At 71.8% G+C, this 15,475-nt stretch carries 11 protein-coding genes; 7 read left to right on the top strand and 4 right to left on the bottom strand.

What is annotated here, in order from left to right:
• Window positions 1-169: 169 nt before the first annotated feature.
• Genes IE124_RS00135 through IE124_RS00125 form a run of 3 tightly spaced genes read left to right on the top strand, consistent with a single transcriptional unit; the run spans window position 170 to window position 3,819 of the window.
• A complete protein-coding gene (locus IE124_RS00135; protein ID WP_189503488.1) occupies window positions 170-1,534 on the top strand; it encodes an ABC transporter substrate-binding protein in 1,365 nt (454 codons plus the stop codon).
• A gap of 9 nt (window positions 1,535-1,543) precedes the next feature.
• A complete protein-coding gene (locus tag IE124_RS00130; protein WP_229831985.1) occupies window positions 1,544-2,893 on the top strand; it encodes a carbohydrate ABC transporter permease in 1,350 nt (449 codons plus the stop codon).
• Window positions 2,890-3,819, top strand: coding sequence for a carbohydrate ABC transporter permease (locus IE124_RS00125; RefSeq protein ID WP_189503485.1), 930 nt, complete (start codon window positions 2,890-2,892; stop codon window positions 3,817-3,819). Before IE124_RS00130 ends, IE124_RS00125 begins: the two co-directional genes overlap by 4 nt.
• A gap of 151 nt (window positions 3,820-3,970) precedes the next feature.
• Here the strand turns inward: IE124_RS00125 and IE124_RS00120 are convergent, their stop codons facing one another.
• The gene (locus IE124_RS00120; protein WP_189503483.1) at window positions 3,971-4,570 is read right to left on the bottom strand and encodes a TetR/AcrR family transcriptional regulator; all 600 of its coding nucleotides are present in this window, start codon (window positions 4,568-4,570) and stop codon (window positions 3,971-3,973) included.
• Window positions 4,571-4,709: 139 nt separating this feature from the next.
• On the opposite strand from IE124_RS00120, the gene IE124_RS00115 reads away from it, so the two are divergent.
• Genes IE124_RS00115 through IE124_RS00105 form a run of 3 tightly spaced genes read left to right on the top strand, consistent with a single transcriptional unit; the run spans window position 4,710 to window position 7,974 of the window.
• Window positions 4,710-5,702, top strand: coding sequence for an ABC transporter permease (locus tag IE124_RS00115; protein ID WP_229831983.1), 993 nt, complete (start codon window positions 4,710-4,712; stop codon window positions 5,700-5,702).
• On the top strand, window positions 5,695-6,579 hold the full coding sequence (locus tag IE124_RS00110) for an ABC transporter ATP-binding protein (protein ID WP_189503481.1): 885 nt from the start codon (window positions 5,695-5,697) through the stop codon (window positions 6,577-6,579). The genes IE124_RS00115 and IE124_RS00110 overlap by 8 nt, the downstream gene beginning before the upstream one ends.
• A 30-nt stretch (window positions 6,580-6,609) precedes the next feature.
• The gene (locus tag IE124_RS00105) at window positions 6,610-7,974 is read left to right on the top strand and encodes a glycosyltransferase 87 family protein (RefSeq protein ID WP_370468717.1); all 1,365 of its coding nucleotides are present in this window, start codon (window positions 6,610-6,612) and stop codon (window positions 7,972-7,974) included.
• Between the two features lie 100 nt (window positions 7,975-8,074).
• On the opposite strand, the gene IE124_RS00100 is transcribed toward IE124_RS00105, so the two are convergent.
• Window positions 8,075-13,042 carry an NAD-glutamate dehydrogenase gene (locus IE124_RS00100; protein ID WP_189503479.1) on the bottom strand — a complete coding sequence of 1,656 codons (4,968 nt, stop codon included), beginning with the start codon at window positions 13,040-13,042 and terminating at the stop codon, window positions 8,075-8,077.
• Between the two features lie 431 nt (window positions 13,043-13,473).
• On the opposite strand from IE124_RS00100, the gene IE124_RS00095 reads away from it, so the two are divergent.
• On the top strand, window positions 13,474-14,028 hold the full coding sequence (locus tag IE124_RS00095; RefSeq protein WP_189503477.1) for a DJ-1/PfpI family protein: 555 nt from the start codon (window positions 13,474-13,476) through the stop codon (window positions 14,026-14,028).
• 142 nt (window positions 14,029-14,170) lie between these two features.
• On the opposite strand, the gene IE124_RS00090 is transcribed toward IE124_RS00095, so the two are convergent.
• Both IE124_RS00090 and IE124_RS00085 read right to left on the bottom strand, forming a co-directional pair.
• Entirely contained in the window at window positions 14,171-14,839 is a 669-nt protein-coding gene (locus IE124_RS00090) for an HAD family hydrolase (protein ID WP_189503475.1), read from the bottom strand.
• A gap of 49 nt (window positions 14,840-14,888) precedes the next feature.
• On the bottom strand, window positions 14,889-15,386 hold the full coding sequence (locus IE124_RS00085) for a DUF6912 family protein (protein ID WP_189503473.1): 498 nt from the start codon (window positions 15,384-15,386) through the stop codon (window positions 14,889-14,891).
• Between the last annotated feature and the right edge of the window lie 89 nt (window positions 15,387-15,475).

The raw sequence follows: 15,475 nt of genomic DNA, 5'->3' as shown, positions 1-15,475 counted from the left end.
GGAGAGCCCCCGAGACGCCGCCAAGGCAGCCGACCCGTCAACTGACGGCACGTCACGAGGGCGTCACGATCGCCCTCGTGACACGGGAGGCGGTATTGCGGGGGCTCCGGCATCCGGCGTAGACCTGTCGGCACGGGACAGCGAAGCGCACGGGAGAGACGGGGCAGCGATGCGTACAACTCTTCGTCCACGCAAGGCCACGGTGACCACGACGGCGCTCACGGCGCTCACCGCACTGGCTCTCGCGGCCTGCGGCGGGGGCGGCGACGGCGAGGCACGCCCAGGACCGGGGGACGCCACCACCGGCACCTCCCTCAAGGGCGAGAAGATCGAGGTCGCCGCCGTCTGGACGGGCCCGGAGCAGGAGAACTTCACCAAGGTCCTCAAGGAGTTCGAGAAGCGCACCGGCGCGACCGTCACGTTCGTGCCCGCCCAGGACCCGATCGTGAACTTCCTCGGGACGAAGATCGCCGGCGGCTCGCCGCCCGACGTGGCGATGCTCCCGCAGGTCGGCGCGATCCAGCAGGCCGCTGCCCAGAAGTGGCTGAAGCCGGTCGGCCCCGAGACCAAGGCCCAGCTCGCCGCGAACTACTCGCCCGGCTGGCAGCGGCTCGGCGCGGTCCACGGCACCCAGTACGGCGTCTACTTCAAGGCCGCCAACAAGTCCCTGGTCTGGTACAACACCGCGGTCTTCGAGAACGCGGGCGCGACCGAGCCGAAGACGTGGAAGGAGTTCCTCGCCACCGCCGAGACGATCTCGGCCTCCGGCGTCACCCCGGTCTCCGTCGGCGGCGCGGACGGCTGGACCCTCACCGACTGGTTCGAGAACGTCTACCTCTCCCAGGCGGGGCCCGCCAAGTACGACCAGCTGGCGAAGCACGAGATCAAGTGGACCGACCCGTCCGTCGCCGCTGCCCTCACCACGCTCGCCGAGCTGTTCGGGAAACCTGCGCTGCTCGCGGGCGGGACCAGCGGCGCGCTGCAGACCGAGTACCCGGTCTCGGTCACCCAGACCTTCACGGGCGGCGACCAGCCCAAGGGCGCGATGGTCTTCGAGGGCGACTTCGCGGCCGTCAACATCGCCCAGACGAAGGCGAAGATCGGTACGGACGCGAAGGTCTTCCCGTTCCCGGTGATCGGCAGCGGAACCGCTCCCGTCGTGACGGCCGGCGACGCAGCCGTGGCGCTGAAGGACACCAAGGGCGCGCAGGCGCTGCTCGCCTTCCTGGCCTCCCCGGACGCGGCGCGGATCTGGGCGGCCGAGGGCGGCTTCCTCTCCCCCAACAAGAACCTGGACCCGGCCGCGTATCCGAACGACGTCCAGCGCGAGATCGCGAAGGCGCTCATCGGCGCGGGGGACGACTTCCGCTTCGACATGTCGGACCAGATGCCGCAGTCGTTCGGCGGGACCCCGGGCAAGGGCGAGTGGAAGGCGCTCCAGGACTTCCTGAAGAACCCGAAGGACGTCGCCGGGGCGCAGGCGCGGCTGGAGGCCGACGCGGCCAAGGCGTACCGGGCCGCCGCGAAGAGCTGAGGCCCCGGCATGCCGAGGACCCGCCGCACCGACACCGGGAACACCAGGAGCACCACCAGGGACAGGAAGAGGAGCAGGGCGGTCGCGGCGGGGTTCCTGCTCCCCGCGCTGCTCCTGCTGGGGGCGCTGGTCGTCTACCCGATCGGGTACTCCGTCCAGCGCTCGCTCTTCGACCGCTCGGGCTCCTCCTTCGTGGGCCTGGACAACTACCTCGCGCTCGTCACCGACGACTCGCTCCGCACCGCCGTGCGGAACAACCTGATCTGGCTGGTTCTCGCCCCCGCCGTCGCTACCGTCCTCGGCCTGCTGTTCGCGGTCCTGACCGAACGCGTCCGCTGGGGCACGGCGTTCAAGCTGGTCGTCTTCATGCCGATGGCGATCTCGATGCTCGCCGCCGGGATCATCTTCCGGCTCGTCTACGAACAGGACCCGGACCGGGGGGTCGCCAACGCCGTCTGGGTCGGCGTCCACGACACCTTCGCCGAGGCCTCGGGCTTCCCCCGGGCCCGGCCGCTCCCCGCCCACCCGCTCAGGGCGGCCGGCGGCGGCGCGTACGTCACCAAGGAGGCGGTGCGCGCCGGGGAGCCCGTCCGTCTCCCGCTCGTCGGGGTGGCTCCGGGCCGGATGCCCGAGGAGGCCCGCCCGGCCCGCGACCCGGCCACGCCGCCGACCGCCGGGGCCACCGGGGCCACGGTCACCGGAACGGCCTGGCTGGACTTCACCAAGGGCGGCGGCGGGCGGCCGAACGTCGTCGACCCCGCCGAGCTTGGCCTCGCCGGTCTGCGGATCGAGGCCGTGCGGGACGGGAAGGTGGTCGCAACGGCCACGGCGGCGGCCGACGGCACCTTCGCGCTGCCCGGCGCCGATGGAGCCGTACTGCGCCTGCCCGCGAGCAACTTCCGGGAGCAGTACGACGGCGTGGAGTGGCTGGGCCCCTCGCTCGTCACCCCGGCCGTGATCGGGGCGTACGTGTGGATGTGGGCCGGCTTCGCGATGGTCCTGATCGGCGCCGGGCTCGCGGCCGTACCGCGCGAACTGCTCGAAGCGGCGCGGGTGGACGGGGCGAACGAGTGGCAGGTGTTCCGCCGGATCACGGTCCCGCTCCTGGCCCCGGTCCTCGTGGTCGTCCTCGTCACCCTGATGATCAACGTGCTCAAGGTCTTCGACCTGGTCTTCGTCATCGCACCGGGCTCGGCGCAGGACGACGCGAACGTGCTGGCGCTCCAGCTGTACCGCTCGTCCTTCGGCACGGACGCGGACCTCGGGGTCGGCTCGGCCATCGCCGTCGTCCTGCTCCTGCTGGTGCTGCCGGTGATGGCGGTCAACATCCGTCGCATCCGAAGGGAGACCCGCCGATGACCTCCCTCACCCCGAGGGCCTCGACCGCACCGAAGGCCTCGACCGCACCGAAGGCCTCCCCCGCCTCCCCGACGAGCGGCTCGCGCGCCTCCCGGATCGCGGCGCGCGCGGCCGGCGGCGCGGTCCGCGTCCTCCTCGTCCTGGCCGGCCTGTTCTGGCTGCTGCCGACGGCCGGGCTGCTGTTCTCCTCCTTCCGCTCGCCCTCCGACATCGCGGGGAGCGGCTGGTGGGAGGTGTTCGCGGCACCGGCCCAGTTGACCACGGAGAACTACACCCGGCTGCTGGCGAACGGCACGATCACCGGTTCGCTCCTCTCCACCGTCCTGATCACCGTCCCGGCCACGCTCCTCGTCCTCCTCCTCGGCTCGTTCGCCGGATACGCCTTCGCCTGGCTGGAGTTCCCGGGCCGGGACTGGTGGTTCCTGGGGGTGGTGGCGCTGCTCGTGGTCCCGGTGCAGGTGGCGCTGGTCCCGGTGTCGAAGCTCTTCGGCGCGGTCGGGCTCTTCGAGACGACGCTCGGGGTCGTCCTCTTCCACACGGCGTTCGGCCTGCCGTTCGCGATCTTCCTGCTGCGGAACTTCTTCGCGGAGATCCCGCGCGAGCTCCTGGAGGCGGCGCGGCTCGACGGAGCGGGCGAGGTGCGGCTCTTCACGCGGGTGGTGCTGCCGCTCGGCGGTCCGGCGATCGCCTCGCTGGGGATCTTCCAGTTCCTGTGGGTGTGGAACGACATGCTGATCGCGCTGATCTTCGCGGACTCGCAGTCGCCGCCGATCACGGTGGCGCTCCAGCAGCAGGTCCGGCAGTTCGGCAACAACGTGGACGTGCTGGCGCCGGGGGCGTTCCTGTCGATGGTGGTGCCGCTGGCGGTGTTCTTCGCGTTCCAGCGGCAGTTCGCGTCCGGGGTGATGGCGGGCGCGGTGAAGTAGCCACCGGGGCGGCTCCGGGGACCTCGGGGCGACTCTGGGGACCTCACGGCTCGGAGGCCTCGGGGCGACTCTGGGGACCTCACGGCTCGGAGGCCTCGGGGCGACTCTGGGGACCTCGCGGCTCGGAGGCCTCGGGGCGGCTCTGGGGGCCTCAGGCGCGCAGCGCCGCCACCGCCGCGCGCGCGAGCCCGTCCACGTACCCCTCGGGCAGAGGTGTGCGGACGACGACGAGGCGCCAGTAGAGCGGGCCGACGACGAGGTCGAGGGCCTCGGCCGGGTCGGTGCCCTCCGGGAGTTCACCGCGGGCGACGGCCTCGCGGACGATGCGGGCCATGACGCCCTGCTGGCCGTCGAGCAGCGCCTCCTTGATGGCGTCGGCGATCTCCGGCTGCCGTGCGGCCTCGACGAGCAGGTCGGGGATGACCTGCGAGGCGATCGGGTGGCGCAGGGCGTACGAGGCCATCTCCAGGAGCGCGCGGACGTCGCCGTCCAGGGAACCGGTGGCGGGCACCGGGAGGCCTTGCGCGGCGAAGGCGCCGAGGAGGTCGAGGACGAGCGCGAGCTTGGACTTCCACCGCCGGTAGACGGCGGTCTTGCCGACGCCCGCGCGGCGCGCGATGCCCTCGATGGACATGCGGGCGAAGCCGACGGCCGCGAGCTCCTCGAAGACGGCGTCACGGATCGCCTCGGTCACGTCCTCGCGGAGTACGGCGGCTCCGGCGGGGGTGCGGCGGGGGGTCGGTTCGGTCATGAACGGCATCCTAACCAACGACGACGTTGCGACGATACGGTTGCGTTCCGACGTTGAGGCGTCCTAACCTCCACGTAGCGACGATACGGACCCGTTCCATCGCCGACGATGCCCGCACCCCTCGTCGAAAGCGCCCGCCGTGACCACGACCCCGACGCTTCCCGTGCCCGGCACGCCAACGCCCTCCGCACGAAAGCCCGCCCCACAGGCACCCGCCACCCCCGGGGCCCCCGACCCCGGCCTCACCCGCGCACCCGCACCGGCCCCCGACCTCCGCGCACTCGCCCTGCGCCACGGTCTGACCGTCAGCGGCGCCCGCCCCACGCTCCCCGTCTACGTCCGACAGCTCTGGTCCCGCCGCGACTTCATCGTCGCCTTCGCGACCGCCCGTCTCACCGCCCAGTACAGCCAGGCCCGCCTCGGCCAGGTCTGGCAGGTGATGACGCCGCTGCTCAACGCGGCCGTGTACTACGCGATCTTCGGCGTCCTCATGAACGCCAAGGACGGCGTCCCCGACTACGTCCCGTTCCTGCTCACCGGCATCTTCGTGTGGACCTTCACGTCCGACACGGTCCTGGCCGGCACCCGCGCGATCAGCGGCAACCTGGGCCTGGTCCGCGCCCTGCACTTCCCGCGCGCGAGCCTCCCGATCTCGCTCGCGCTCCAGCAGCTCCAGCAGCTCCTGTTCTCGCTCACCGCGCTCGGCGCGATCCTCGTCTGCTGCGGCCAGTTCCCCACCTGGAGCTGGCTGCTCGCCGTCCCGGCGCTCCTCTGTCAGGCCCTCTTCAACACCGGCGCGGCCCTCGTCCTCGCGCGGCTCGCGGCCCGCACCCCGGACATCAGCCAGTTGATGCCGTTCGTGCTGCGCACCTGGATGTACGCCTCGGGCGTCATGTGGTCGATCCACAACCTCGCGAGCGCCGCCCGCTTCCCGGACGCCGTGGCACTGGCCCTCCAGTGCAACCCGGCGGCGGTCTACATCGACCTCCTGCGTTTCGCGCTGATCGAGAGCTACACGGCGGCCCAGCTGCCGCCGCACGTCTGGGCGCTGGCCGTCGGCTGGGCCCTGCTCGCTTTCACGGGCGGCTTCATCTGGTTCTGGAAGGCGGAGGAGACGTACGGCCGTGGCTGACACCCGGGAGACCCCCACCCCCACCGTCGTCGTCGACGGCGTCCACATCACCTACACGGTCCACGGCGGACACCCCGGCGGCCGGGGCAGCGCCACCGCCGCCCTCGGCCGGATGCTGCGCCGCGACCGTACGGGCCCGGCCGGCCGGCGGGTCCACGCCGTGAAGGGCGTGAGCTTCGCCGCGTACCGGGGCGAGGCGATCGGCCTGATCGGTTCGAACGGATCGGGCAAGTCGACGCTCCTGAAGGCCATCGCGGGCCTCCAGCCCGTCGAGAAGGGCCAGGTCTACACCCACGGCCGGCCTGCCCTCCTCGGCGTCAACGCGGCCCTGATGGGCGATCTGACCGGCGAGCGGAACGTGGTCCTGGGCGGCCTCGCGATGGGCATGAGCCGCGCCGAGGTCCGCGAGCGCTACGACAGGATCGTCGAGTTCTCCGGCATCAACGAGAAGGACGACGCCATCTCCCGCCCCATGCGGACGTACTCCTCCGGAATGGGCGCCCGGCTGCGCTTCTCCATCGCCGCCGCCAGGAGCCACGACGTGCTGCTCATCGACGAGGCCCTGTCGACCGGCGACGCGCGGTTCCGGCGGCGCAGTCAACGGCGGATCGACGAACTGCGGGCGGAGGCGGGAACGGTCTTCCTGGTCAGCCACTCGAACTCCACCATCACGGAGACCTGCGAGCGCGCGCTGTGGCTGGAGGCGGGGACCTTGCGGATGGACGGCCCGGCGAGGGAGGTGGTGGCGGCGTACGAGGAGTTCACCGCGACGGCATCCACGACGGCATCCACGATGGCGCCCCCGACAGCGCCCGCGACGGCAACCGCGACGTGCTCCGTGGGCACACCCGGCACAGTGGCCACCAAAGCGGAATAAACAAGACATAGCGGACTACAGTGCGGAGGGATGACGAACGAGCACCCGCAGCCGCCACGCCGGGCCCGGACCGACCCTCCGTCAGCCGCCACGCCCCGGTCCCCCACCGCGCCGGCCTCCCCCACCGCGCCCCCGCCCCCCTCCCTGACCGGGTCCCCCTTCGACTCGGACACCTTCACCTCAGCCACCTTCGTGACGGTCGGCCGCGGCCCCACCCTCGCCCTCGCCGCGGTCTGGCTCCTCACCCGCGTCGGCATGCTCCTGCTGCTCCTCCGCGACGACCTCGGCATCGGCGGGGTCGCCCGCGAGGTGGAGCTCTACCGGCACTGGTACGGGCAGTTCGCGAGCGGCACCTTCCCGCCCGGCGACGTCACCTGGCAGTACCCGCCCGGCGCGGGCCTCGTGATCATGGCGCCGGGACTCCTGCCCTCGCTCACGTACTTCCAGGCCTTCGTGGTCCTCGCCCTCCTCGCGGACGCGGCCATCACCTTCGCCCTCGCCCGCGCCGACAGCGAGCGCGTCACCCACGGCGCCTGGTACTGGGTCTGCGGCCTCCCGCTCCTCCTGCACCTCCCCCTCGCGCGGTACGACGTCCACACCACGGCCCTCGCCGTCCTCGCCCTGCTCGCCGTCAACGCCCGCTCGACGGGCGCCCATCAGCTCGGCGGAGCGCTCGCCGGGATCGGCGCCATGGTCAAGGTCTGGCCGGCGCTGACCCTGATCGGCACGCCCCGGGGCCGTACCACCCGCGAGGCCTGGACCGCCGCCGTCACCGCCGCGGTCGCCCTCGTCGCCACCCTCGCGCTGTTCTTCTCCGGCTCGTTCGGCTTCCTCCGCATGCAGGGCAACCGCGGCATCCAGGTCGAGTCCCTGGGCGGCACCGCCCTCGCGCTGGCCAGAGCCGCGGGCATCTGGCCCGGCCGGGTCGAGTTCCGCTACGGCTCCTTCGAGTACGTCGGCCCGTACGCCTCCAGCCTGGGGCACCTCGCGCTGCTGCTCACCGTCACCGCCCTCGGCTGGCTGCTGCTCTGGCGCGTGCGGGCCCGGCGCTGGACCCCCGCGACCCCGCTCGACGCGGCCTTCGCCGCCGTCCTGCTCTTCACCGTCACGAGCCGGGTCATCAGCCCCCAGTACATGGTCTGGCTCCTCGGCCTCGCGGCCGTCTGCCTGACCTCGCGCCGGACGGTGATGCGCCCGGCGGCCCTGCTGCTGCTTCCGGCGGCGGCGCTGAGCTCGCTCGCGTACCCCGTCCTGTACGTGGAGGTCCTCGACGGAGCGCCCTCCGGCCTCGCCGTCATGGTCGTCCGCAACGCCCTGCTCCTCGCGGCGGCCCTGCTCGCCGCCCGCCGCCTGTGGACCTCGACGGTGACCGGGCCACCCGAGGAGACCGACTGAGGCGACTGCTCCGACTGAGGCCACCGAGGTGCCCGAGGCGATCCATGACAAGGGAAGGGCCCCGCCGGAGAACCGGCGGGGCCCTTCCCACTTCACACGACTAGCTGTGCGAACGCAGCAGCGTGCGCATCGTCCGCATGGCCACCGACAGGTTCGCCAGGTCGAAGGTGTCCGAGCCCTGGATCTCCTCCAGGGTCGTCTTCGCGCGGCCCAGGATCGCCGCGTTCTTCTCCTCCCAGGCCTTGAACCGCTCCTCCGGGCTCGACGAGCCGTTGGCGGCCGTCAGGACGTCCGCGGTGAGCGCCGAGTGCGCCGCGAAGAGGTCCTCACGGATCGAGGCGCGGGCCATCGACTGCCACCGGTCGCTGCGCGGCAGTTCGATGATCCGGTCCATGAGGTCGGTGATCCGCAGCCGGTCGGCCAGGTCGTAGTAGACCTCGGCCACCGCGAGCGGCTCCTTGTCCGTCCGGTCCGCGATCGCGACGATGTCGAGGATCGGGAAGGCGGACGAGAAGCCGGCGACCCGCAGCGCGAGCTCCTCCGGCACGCCGACCTCGGTCAGCTCGGCCACGATCGACTGGTACCACTCCAGGTCCGCGCCGCGCAGCAGCTCCGGCAGACGGCCCCAGACCTCCTCCACCCGGTCGGCGAAGAACTCGATGGTTTCGCCGATCTGCAGCGGCTGCGGCCGGTTGTTGAGCAGCCAGCGGGTGCCGCGCTCGACGAGCCGGCGGGAGTGCAGCCGCATCCGGGTCTGGACGTCGGCGGGCACCCGGTTGTCGAGGGCCTCGACGGCGTCCCAGACCTGGCCGAGGCGGAAGACCGCACGGGCCGCGGTCTGCGCGCGGACGATCTCCTCGATCGACGCGCCGGTCTCCTCGCGGAGGCGGTGCAGGAAGGTCGAGCCACCGGTGTTGACGGTGTCGTTGACCAGGACCGTGGTGATGATCTCGCGGCGCAGGGCGTGGTTGTCGACGGCCTCGGTGAACTTCTCGCGCAGCAGCGTCGGGAAGTACGCGTGGAGCAGCCCGCGCAGGTACGGGTCGTCCGGGAGCTCGGTACCGATCAGCTCGTCGGCCACCGTGATCTTGGTGTACGCGAGGAGGACGGCGAGCTCCGGCTGGCTCAGGCCCCGGCTGTTGTTGAGCAGCTCGCGGATCTGCCGGTCGTTGGGCAGGAACTCCAGGGAGCGGTCGAGGCTGCCGTCGCGGCCCAGGCGGCGCATGAAGCGCTGGTGGGCGTGGAGCAGCGAGGGCGACTGGGCGACGGCGTTGGCGAGGGCCGTGTTCTGCGCGTAGTTGTTGCGCAGGACGAGCGTGCCGACCTCGTCCGTCATCTCCGCGAGGATCTTGTTGCGCTGCTTGACGGTCATGTCGCCCTCGGCGACGAGCCCGTTGAGCAGGATCTTGATGTTGACCTCGTGGTCGGAGGTGTCGACGCCGGCGCTGTTGTCGATGGCGTCGGTGTTGACCTTGCCGCCGATGCCCTCGGGGCCGCCGGTGCGGGCGAACTCGATGCGGCCCAGCTGGGTCGCGCCGAGGTTGCCGCCCTCGCCGATGACCTGGGCGCGGACGTCCTGGCCGTCGACGCGGATGGCGTCGTTGGCCTTGTCGCCGACGTCGGCGTTGGACTCGGCCGAGGACTTGACGTACGTACCGATGCCGCCGTTCCACAGCAGGTCGACGGGCGCGTGGAGCACGGCCTTCATCAGCTCGGCCGGGGTCATCTTGGTGACGCCGTCCTCGATGCCGAGGGCGGCCCTGACCTGCGCGTTGACCGGGATGGACTTGGCGCTGCGGGGGTGGATGCCGCCGCCCGCGGAGAGCAGCGAGGTGTCGTAGTCCGCCCAGGACGAGCGGGGCAGGTCGAAGAGGCGGCGGCGCTCGGCGTAGGAGACGGCCGCGTCCGGGTTGGGGTCGATGAAGATGTGCCGGTGGTCGAACGCGGCGATCAGGCGGATGTGCTCGCTGAGCAGCATGCCGTTGCCGAAGACGTCACCGGACATGTCGCCGACGCCGACGACCGTGAAGTCCTCGGTCTGGGTGTCGTGGCCCAGCTCGCGGAAGTGGCGCTTGACCGACTCCCAGGCGCCGCGGGCGGTGATGCCCATGCCCTTGTGGTCGTAGCCGGCGGAGCCTCCGGAGGCGAAGGCGTCGCCGAGCCAGAAGCCGTACGACTCGGCGACCCCGTTGGCGATGTCGGAGAAGGTCGCGGTGCCCTTGTCGGCGGCGACGACGAGGTAGGTGTCGTCCTCGTCGTGGCGGACGACGTCGACCGGCGGCACGACTTCGCCCGCGACGAGGTTGTCGGTGATGTCGAGCAGCGCCGAGATGAAGGTCCTGTAGCTCTCGATGCCCTCGGCGAGCCAGGCGTCGCGGTCCACGGTCGGGTCCGGGAGCTGCTTGGCGACGAAGCCGCCCTTGGCGCCGACGGGCACGATGACGGTGTTCTTCACCATCTGCGCCTTGACCAGGCCGAGGATCTCCGTACGGAAGTCCTCGCGGCGGTCGGACCAGCGCAGACCGCCTCGGGCGACCTTGCCGAAGCGCAGGTGGACGCCCTCGACGCGCGGCGAGTACACCCAGATCTCGAAGGCCGGGCGGGGCGCGGGCAGGTCGGGGATGGCCTGCGGGTCGAACTTCATCGACACGTAGGAGTGCGGAGCGCCGTCGGCCGACTTCTGGAAGAAGTTCGTCCGCAGCGTGGCCTTGATGACGGTGAGGAAGGACCGCAGGATCCGGTCCTCGTCCAGGCTCGCGACCTGGTCGAGGGCAGCGTCCAGCTCCTCCAGAAGCGCGTCGATCAGCTCGGTGCCGGCGCGCTGGCGCTCCGGCGCCATCCGGGCCTCGAAGAGGTTGACGAGCAGCCGCGTGGTGTGGACGTTGTCACGGAGGGTGTCCTCCATGTAGTCCTGGCTGAAGGTCGCGCCGGCCTGGCGCAGGTACTTGGCGTAGGCGCGCAGCACCATCGCCTCGCGCCAGTTGAGCCCGGCGGAGAGGACGAGGGAGTTGAAGTTGTCGTTCTCGGCCTCGCCGGTCCAGGTGGCGGCGAAGGCCTCCTGGAAGCGCTCGCGGGCGTCGTCGCCGAGGTATTCGCCGCCGTTGCCGGTCGCGACCGGCATCCGCAGACCGAAGTCGTACACCCAGGCGTGGGTGCGGTCGGCGCAGCGCAGCTCGTACGGGCGCTCGTCGGTGACCTCGACGCCGAGCCTGTTGAGGACCGGCAGGACGGCGGAGAGGGAGATCGGGTCGCCGGTCTTGTAGATCTTGAAGCGGCGCTCGCCGGGTCCGGCGACGACGGGCTCGTAGAGGGAGAGCGCGAAGTCCTTGTCCGTGCGGGCGAGGGCCTCCAGGTGGACCAGGTCGGCGACGGCCGCGCGCGGCGAGTGGTCGGCCTTGTAGCCCTCGGGGAAGGCGTTGCCGTAGCGGCGCAGCAGCTCGGCGGCGCGCTCCTCGCCCAGCTCGGCGTTGAGCGCCTCGCCGAAGCCGTCGGACCAGGAGCGGGCGGCGTCGACGAGCCGGGACTCGATGCGGTCGACGTCGGCGTCGGTCAGCTTGGCGAGCTCGGTGCCGGGCTTGACGCGGACGACGAAGTGCAGCCGGGAGAGGATCGACTCGGTGTTCCAGGCGGTGAAGTCGACGCTGGTGCCGTCGAGCTCCTCCTTCAGGATGTCGATGATCCGCAGCCGGACGCGGGTCGTGTAGCGGTCGCGCGGCAGGTAGACGAGGGCCGAGTAGTAGCGGCCGTACTCGTCCTGGCGCAGGTACAGCCGCAGCCGACGGCGCTCCTGGAGGTACAGGACGCTGGTGACGATGGACTGGAGCTGGTCGACCGGGGTCTGGAAGAGCTCGTCGCGCGGGTAGGTCTCCAGGATCTGGAGCAGGTCGCGGCCGTCGTGGCTGTTCGGCGAGAAGCCGGCGCCCGCGAGGACCTCCTGGACCTTGCGCTTGACGACGGGGACGCGGCGGACGGACTCGGTGTAGGCGGCGGACGAGAAGAGTCCGAGGAAGCGTCGCTCACCCACGACGTTGCCGTCGGTGTCGAACTTCTTCACGCCGATGTAGTCGAGGTACGAGGGGCGGTGCACGGTCGCCCGGCTGTTGGCCTTCGTCAGGATCAGCAGTTTGTGCTCGCGCGCCTTGGCGCGGGCGTCGGCGGGCAGCCGGCTGAAGGAGGGCGAGACGGGGTGGGCGTGGTGGCCCTCGTCGTCGCCGGCGTGCTGCGGGTCGGAGCGCAGGATGCCGAGGCCGGTGCCGGGCACGGCGGACAGGGCGTCGCCGTTGACGAGCTCGTACTCGCGGTAGCCGAGGAAGGTGAAGTGGTCGTCGGCGAGCCAGCGGAGCAGCTCGCGGGCCTCGTCCACCTCGGTGGGGCGAAGGTCGGAGGCGGTGGGCTCGGCCGGGAGGCCCTCGGCGATCCGCAGGGCGGCATCGCGCATCTTGTCCCAGTCCTCGACCGTCTCGCGGACGTCGGACAGGACGCGGAGCAGGTCCGCGGTGATCTGCTTGAGGTCGGCGCGGTCGGTCTCGCGGTCGATCTCGACGTGGATCCAGGACTCGGTGAGCGCGTCGTGCGGCAGCTCGCCCTCGATCTGGGCCGCCAGGACCTCGATGAGCTTTCCGGCGACGTCACGGCGGACGAGGACCTGCGGGTGGATCACGACGTGGATGCCGCGGCCCTGGCGGGACAGCTCGTTGGTGACGGAGTCGACGAGGAAGGGCATGTCGTCGGTGACGACCTCGACGACGGAGTGGCTGCTGGTCCAGCCGTTCTCCTCGACCGTCGGGGTGTGGACGCGCACGCGCGCGGTGCCCTGCGGGCGGTTCTCCGCGAGCCGGTAGTGAGAGAGCGCGGCGCCGAACACGTCGACCGGGTCCCGGTCGCCGAGGTCCTCCGGCGCGGTGTGCAGGTAGTAGCGCTGGAGGTATTCGAGCACGGTGTCCCGGTCCGGGCGCTCCCCGGCACCCTCCGGGCCCGTCGGAAGTCGCCCCCCGACCGGGCTGTGCTCAGCTACCCGGGCGGCCCTTTCGAGCAGCTCGGCCTTGGCTTCGTCCAGCTTGGTCTGCATGTCCTCTGACTCCTGTCGCGCGCCGTTGCGTGACGTCGGTGGAAGAAAGGGCACAACGCCACGACGCGGTGATTCCGGTCGAGAACGACGGTATGCCCGGATGAGAGATGCCCAGGTCGTTATCGGCCACAGAACGCGGCGCGCCCGGACGGAGAGGATCGGCGAACGCGCCGTCGGCCCGGCCACTGTCGTGGGCCGGGCGGCAGCCGGGGGCTTCGCTGCCCCCACGGCGTATCGCGCTGATCACGGCAAAAGCCTATCGCTCCTGCACCCCGAACCGTCATGAGCCGTATGCGTACAAAAGAGCGGGCCAAGTTTGACGATATGGACAGCGACACGTGTCCTCTTGGCAAAGCGGCCCGTCGGGGGCAGCGTGTACGCAAGCATGGGCACAGCACGACAGAACGACCCATCTGTGACCTGGGAGAGCCATGGCGAAGATCCTGATCGTGACCGGGGACGCGGCGGAGTCGCTGGAGGTGATGTACCCCTACCAGCGGCTGCTCGAGGAGGGTTACGAGGTCGACATCGCCGCCCCCGCCCGCAAGCAGCTCCGCTTCGTCGTCCACGACTTCGAGCCGGGCTTCGACACGTACACGGAGAAGCCGGGCTACACCTGGCCCGCGGACCTGGCCTTCTCGGAGGTCGACGCGGGCGCGTACGAGGCGGTGGTGATCCCGGGCGGCCGGGCGCCGGAGTACCTGCGCAACGACCCGGAGCTCCGCAAGATCCTCAAGGCCTTCTTCGACGCGGACAAGCCGGTGGCCCAGATCTGCCACGGTCCGCTCCTGACGGCGGCGGTCGGCGGCCTGGAGGGCCGCAGGGTCACGGCGTACCCGGCGCTGGAACTGGACATGCAGGCTGCCGGCGCCACCTTCCAGGACAGCGCGGCCGTGGTCGACGGCCTCCTGGTCTCCTCCCGAGCCTGGCCGGACCACCCGACCTGGATGCGCGAGTTCCTGAAGGTCCTCCGAGCGAAGGCCTGACGCCCCGAGGGCGCCGTCGACGTTGCACGGGCGGTGCGGGTGGTTCCCCCGAGCCAGGCCGGGGGCCGGGCGCACACCCACCGGCCCGCACCGCACCCGCACCGGCCCGCACCGCACCGCACCGCACCGCACCGCACCGCCCCTAGACCAGCTCCTCCGCCGCGGACACCGCCTCCGCGAGCGAGTCCACCACCGGCACCCCCACCCGCTCCAGCGAAGCCCGGCTGTGCGAGCCCCCGGTGTAGAGCACCGCCTTCGCGCCCACGTGCGCCGCCGCCACCGCGTCGTCCGCCGCGTCGCCGATCACGACCACCCGGTCCGCCGGGACGGCGAGCGCGGCCAGGTGCCGCACCATGTGCCCGGACTTCCCGTCCGTCGACGCGTCGATCCGCCCGTCCATCCGTACGAACCGCTCGGCGATCCCGTGCCGCCGCACCAGGGGTATCAGCTCCGCGTGCGGAGCGAGAGACAGCAGCGACTGCGTGAGCCCTGACTCCTGCCGCGCCGCGAGCAGCTCCGCCGCACCGGCGGTCAGCCCGCAGGCCTCGGCCCGCGCCCAGTAGTGCCGGTGGAAGGCCCCGTCCATGACGATCCACTCCGCGTCGGTCGGCAGCCGCCCCATCAGCCGCTCGTAGAACTTCGGCACCGGCACCGTGTACAGCTCGCGGTACTGCTCCAGGGTGATCGAGTCGAGCCCGAGCTCGGCGAAGGCCGCGTTCGTCGCTCCGATCACCGCGCCGATGTCGTCGAGCAGTGTCCCGTTCCAGTCCCAGACCAGATGCTTGCCGCGCAAGCCGTCGTGCTTCCCCATGCGGAAAAGGTACCGGCCCCCTCCGACAACGAACCCCGCCCGAGCCCCACTACCGCCGCAGCAGCTCGGGGATCTCCTGCACCCCGAACCACAGCAGCTCGTGGTCCTCGGCCCCGTCCACCACGGACCGGGCGTCGTCGTCGCCCCGGTCCGCCGCCTCCAGCGCGCCCGCCGCCGCCGTGACGTCCGCCACCGCGTCGTCCGCGTCGGCGTGCACCGCCCCCGCCTTGGCCAGCGGGACCGGCCCCGTGATCCGGACCTCTCCGACGGAACCGTCGGAGCCGGAGTCGGCCACGTCCTTGTCGGCCACGTCGACCGCGAGGACGACGCGGCACCTGGGCGCCCCGGCGTGCCCGGCGATGAGCCGCAGGGACGCCTCGGCGGCCCGGCCGAGGGCCGCGTACTCCAGTTCCTCGACGTCCTCGGAGGCGTACCACTCGCGCAGCGCGGGCGTGACGGCGTACGCAGCGACCGGTCCGGGCGCCAGCTCGCCCGCCGTGTGCACCTGTGCGAGACCGGGGAGGGTCAGAGGGACGTACACGCGCATGGCTGGCCGCTTTCGTAGACGGAGAGGCCCTCAGGATACGTGCGGAGTCCCCCTTCGGGGCGGCGGCCCGAGGGCGCCGCCCGTCCACC

Origin of the sequence: Streptomyces narbonensis, assembly GCF_014649015.1 — a bacterium.
GTDB lineage: Bacteria > Actinomycetota > Actinomycetes > Streptomycetales > Streptomycetaceae > Streptomyces > Streptomyces narbonensis.
Note: the sequence above shows the minus strand (reverse complement) of the source record. Positions and strands in the feature narration are given on the sequence as shown.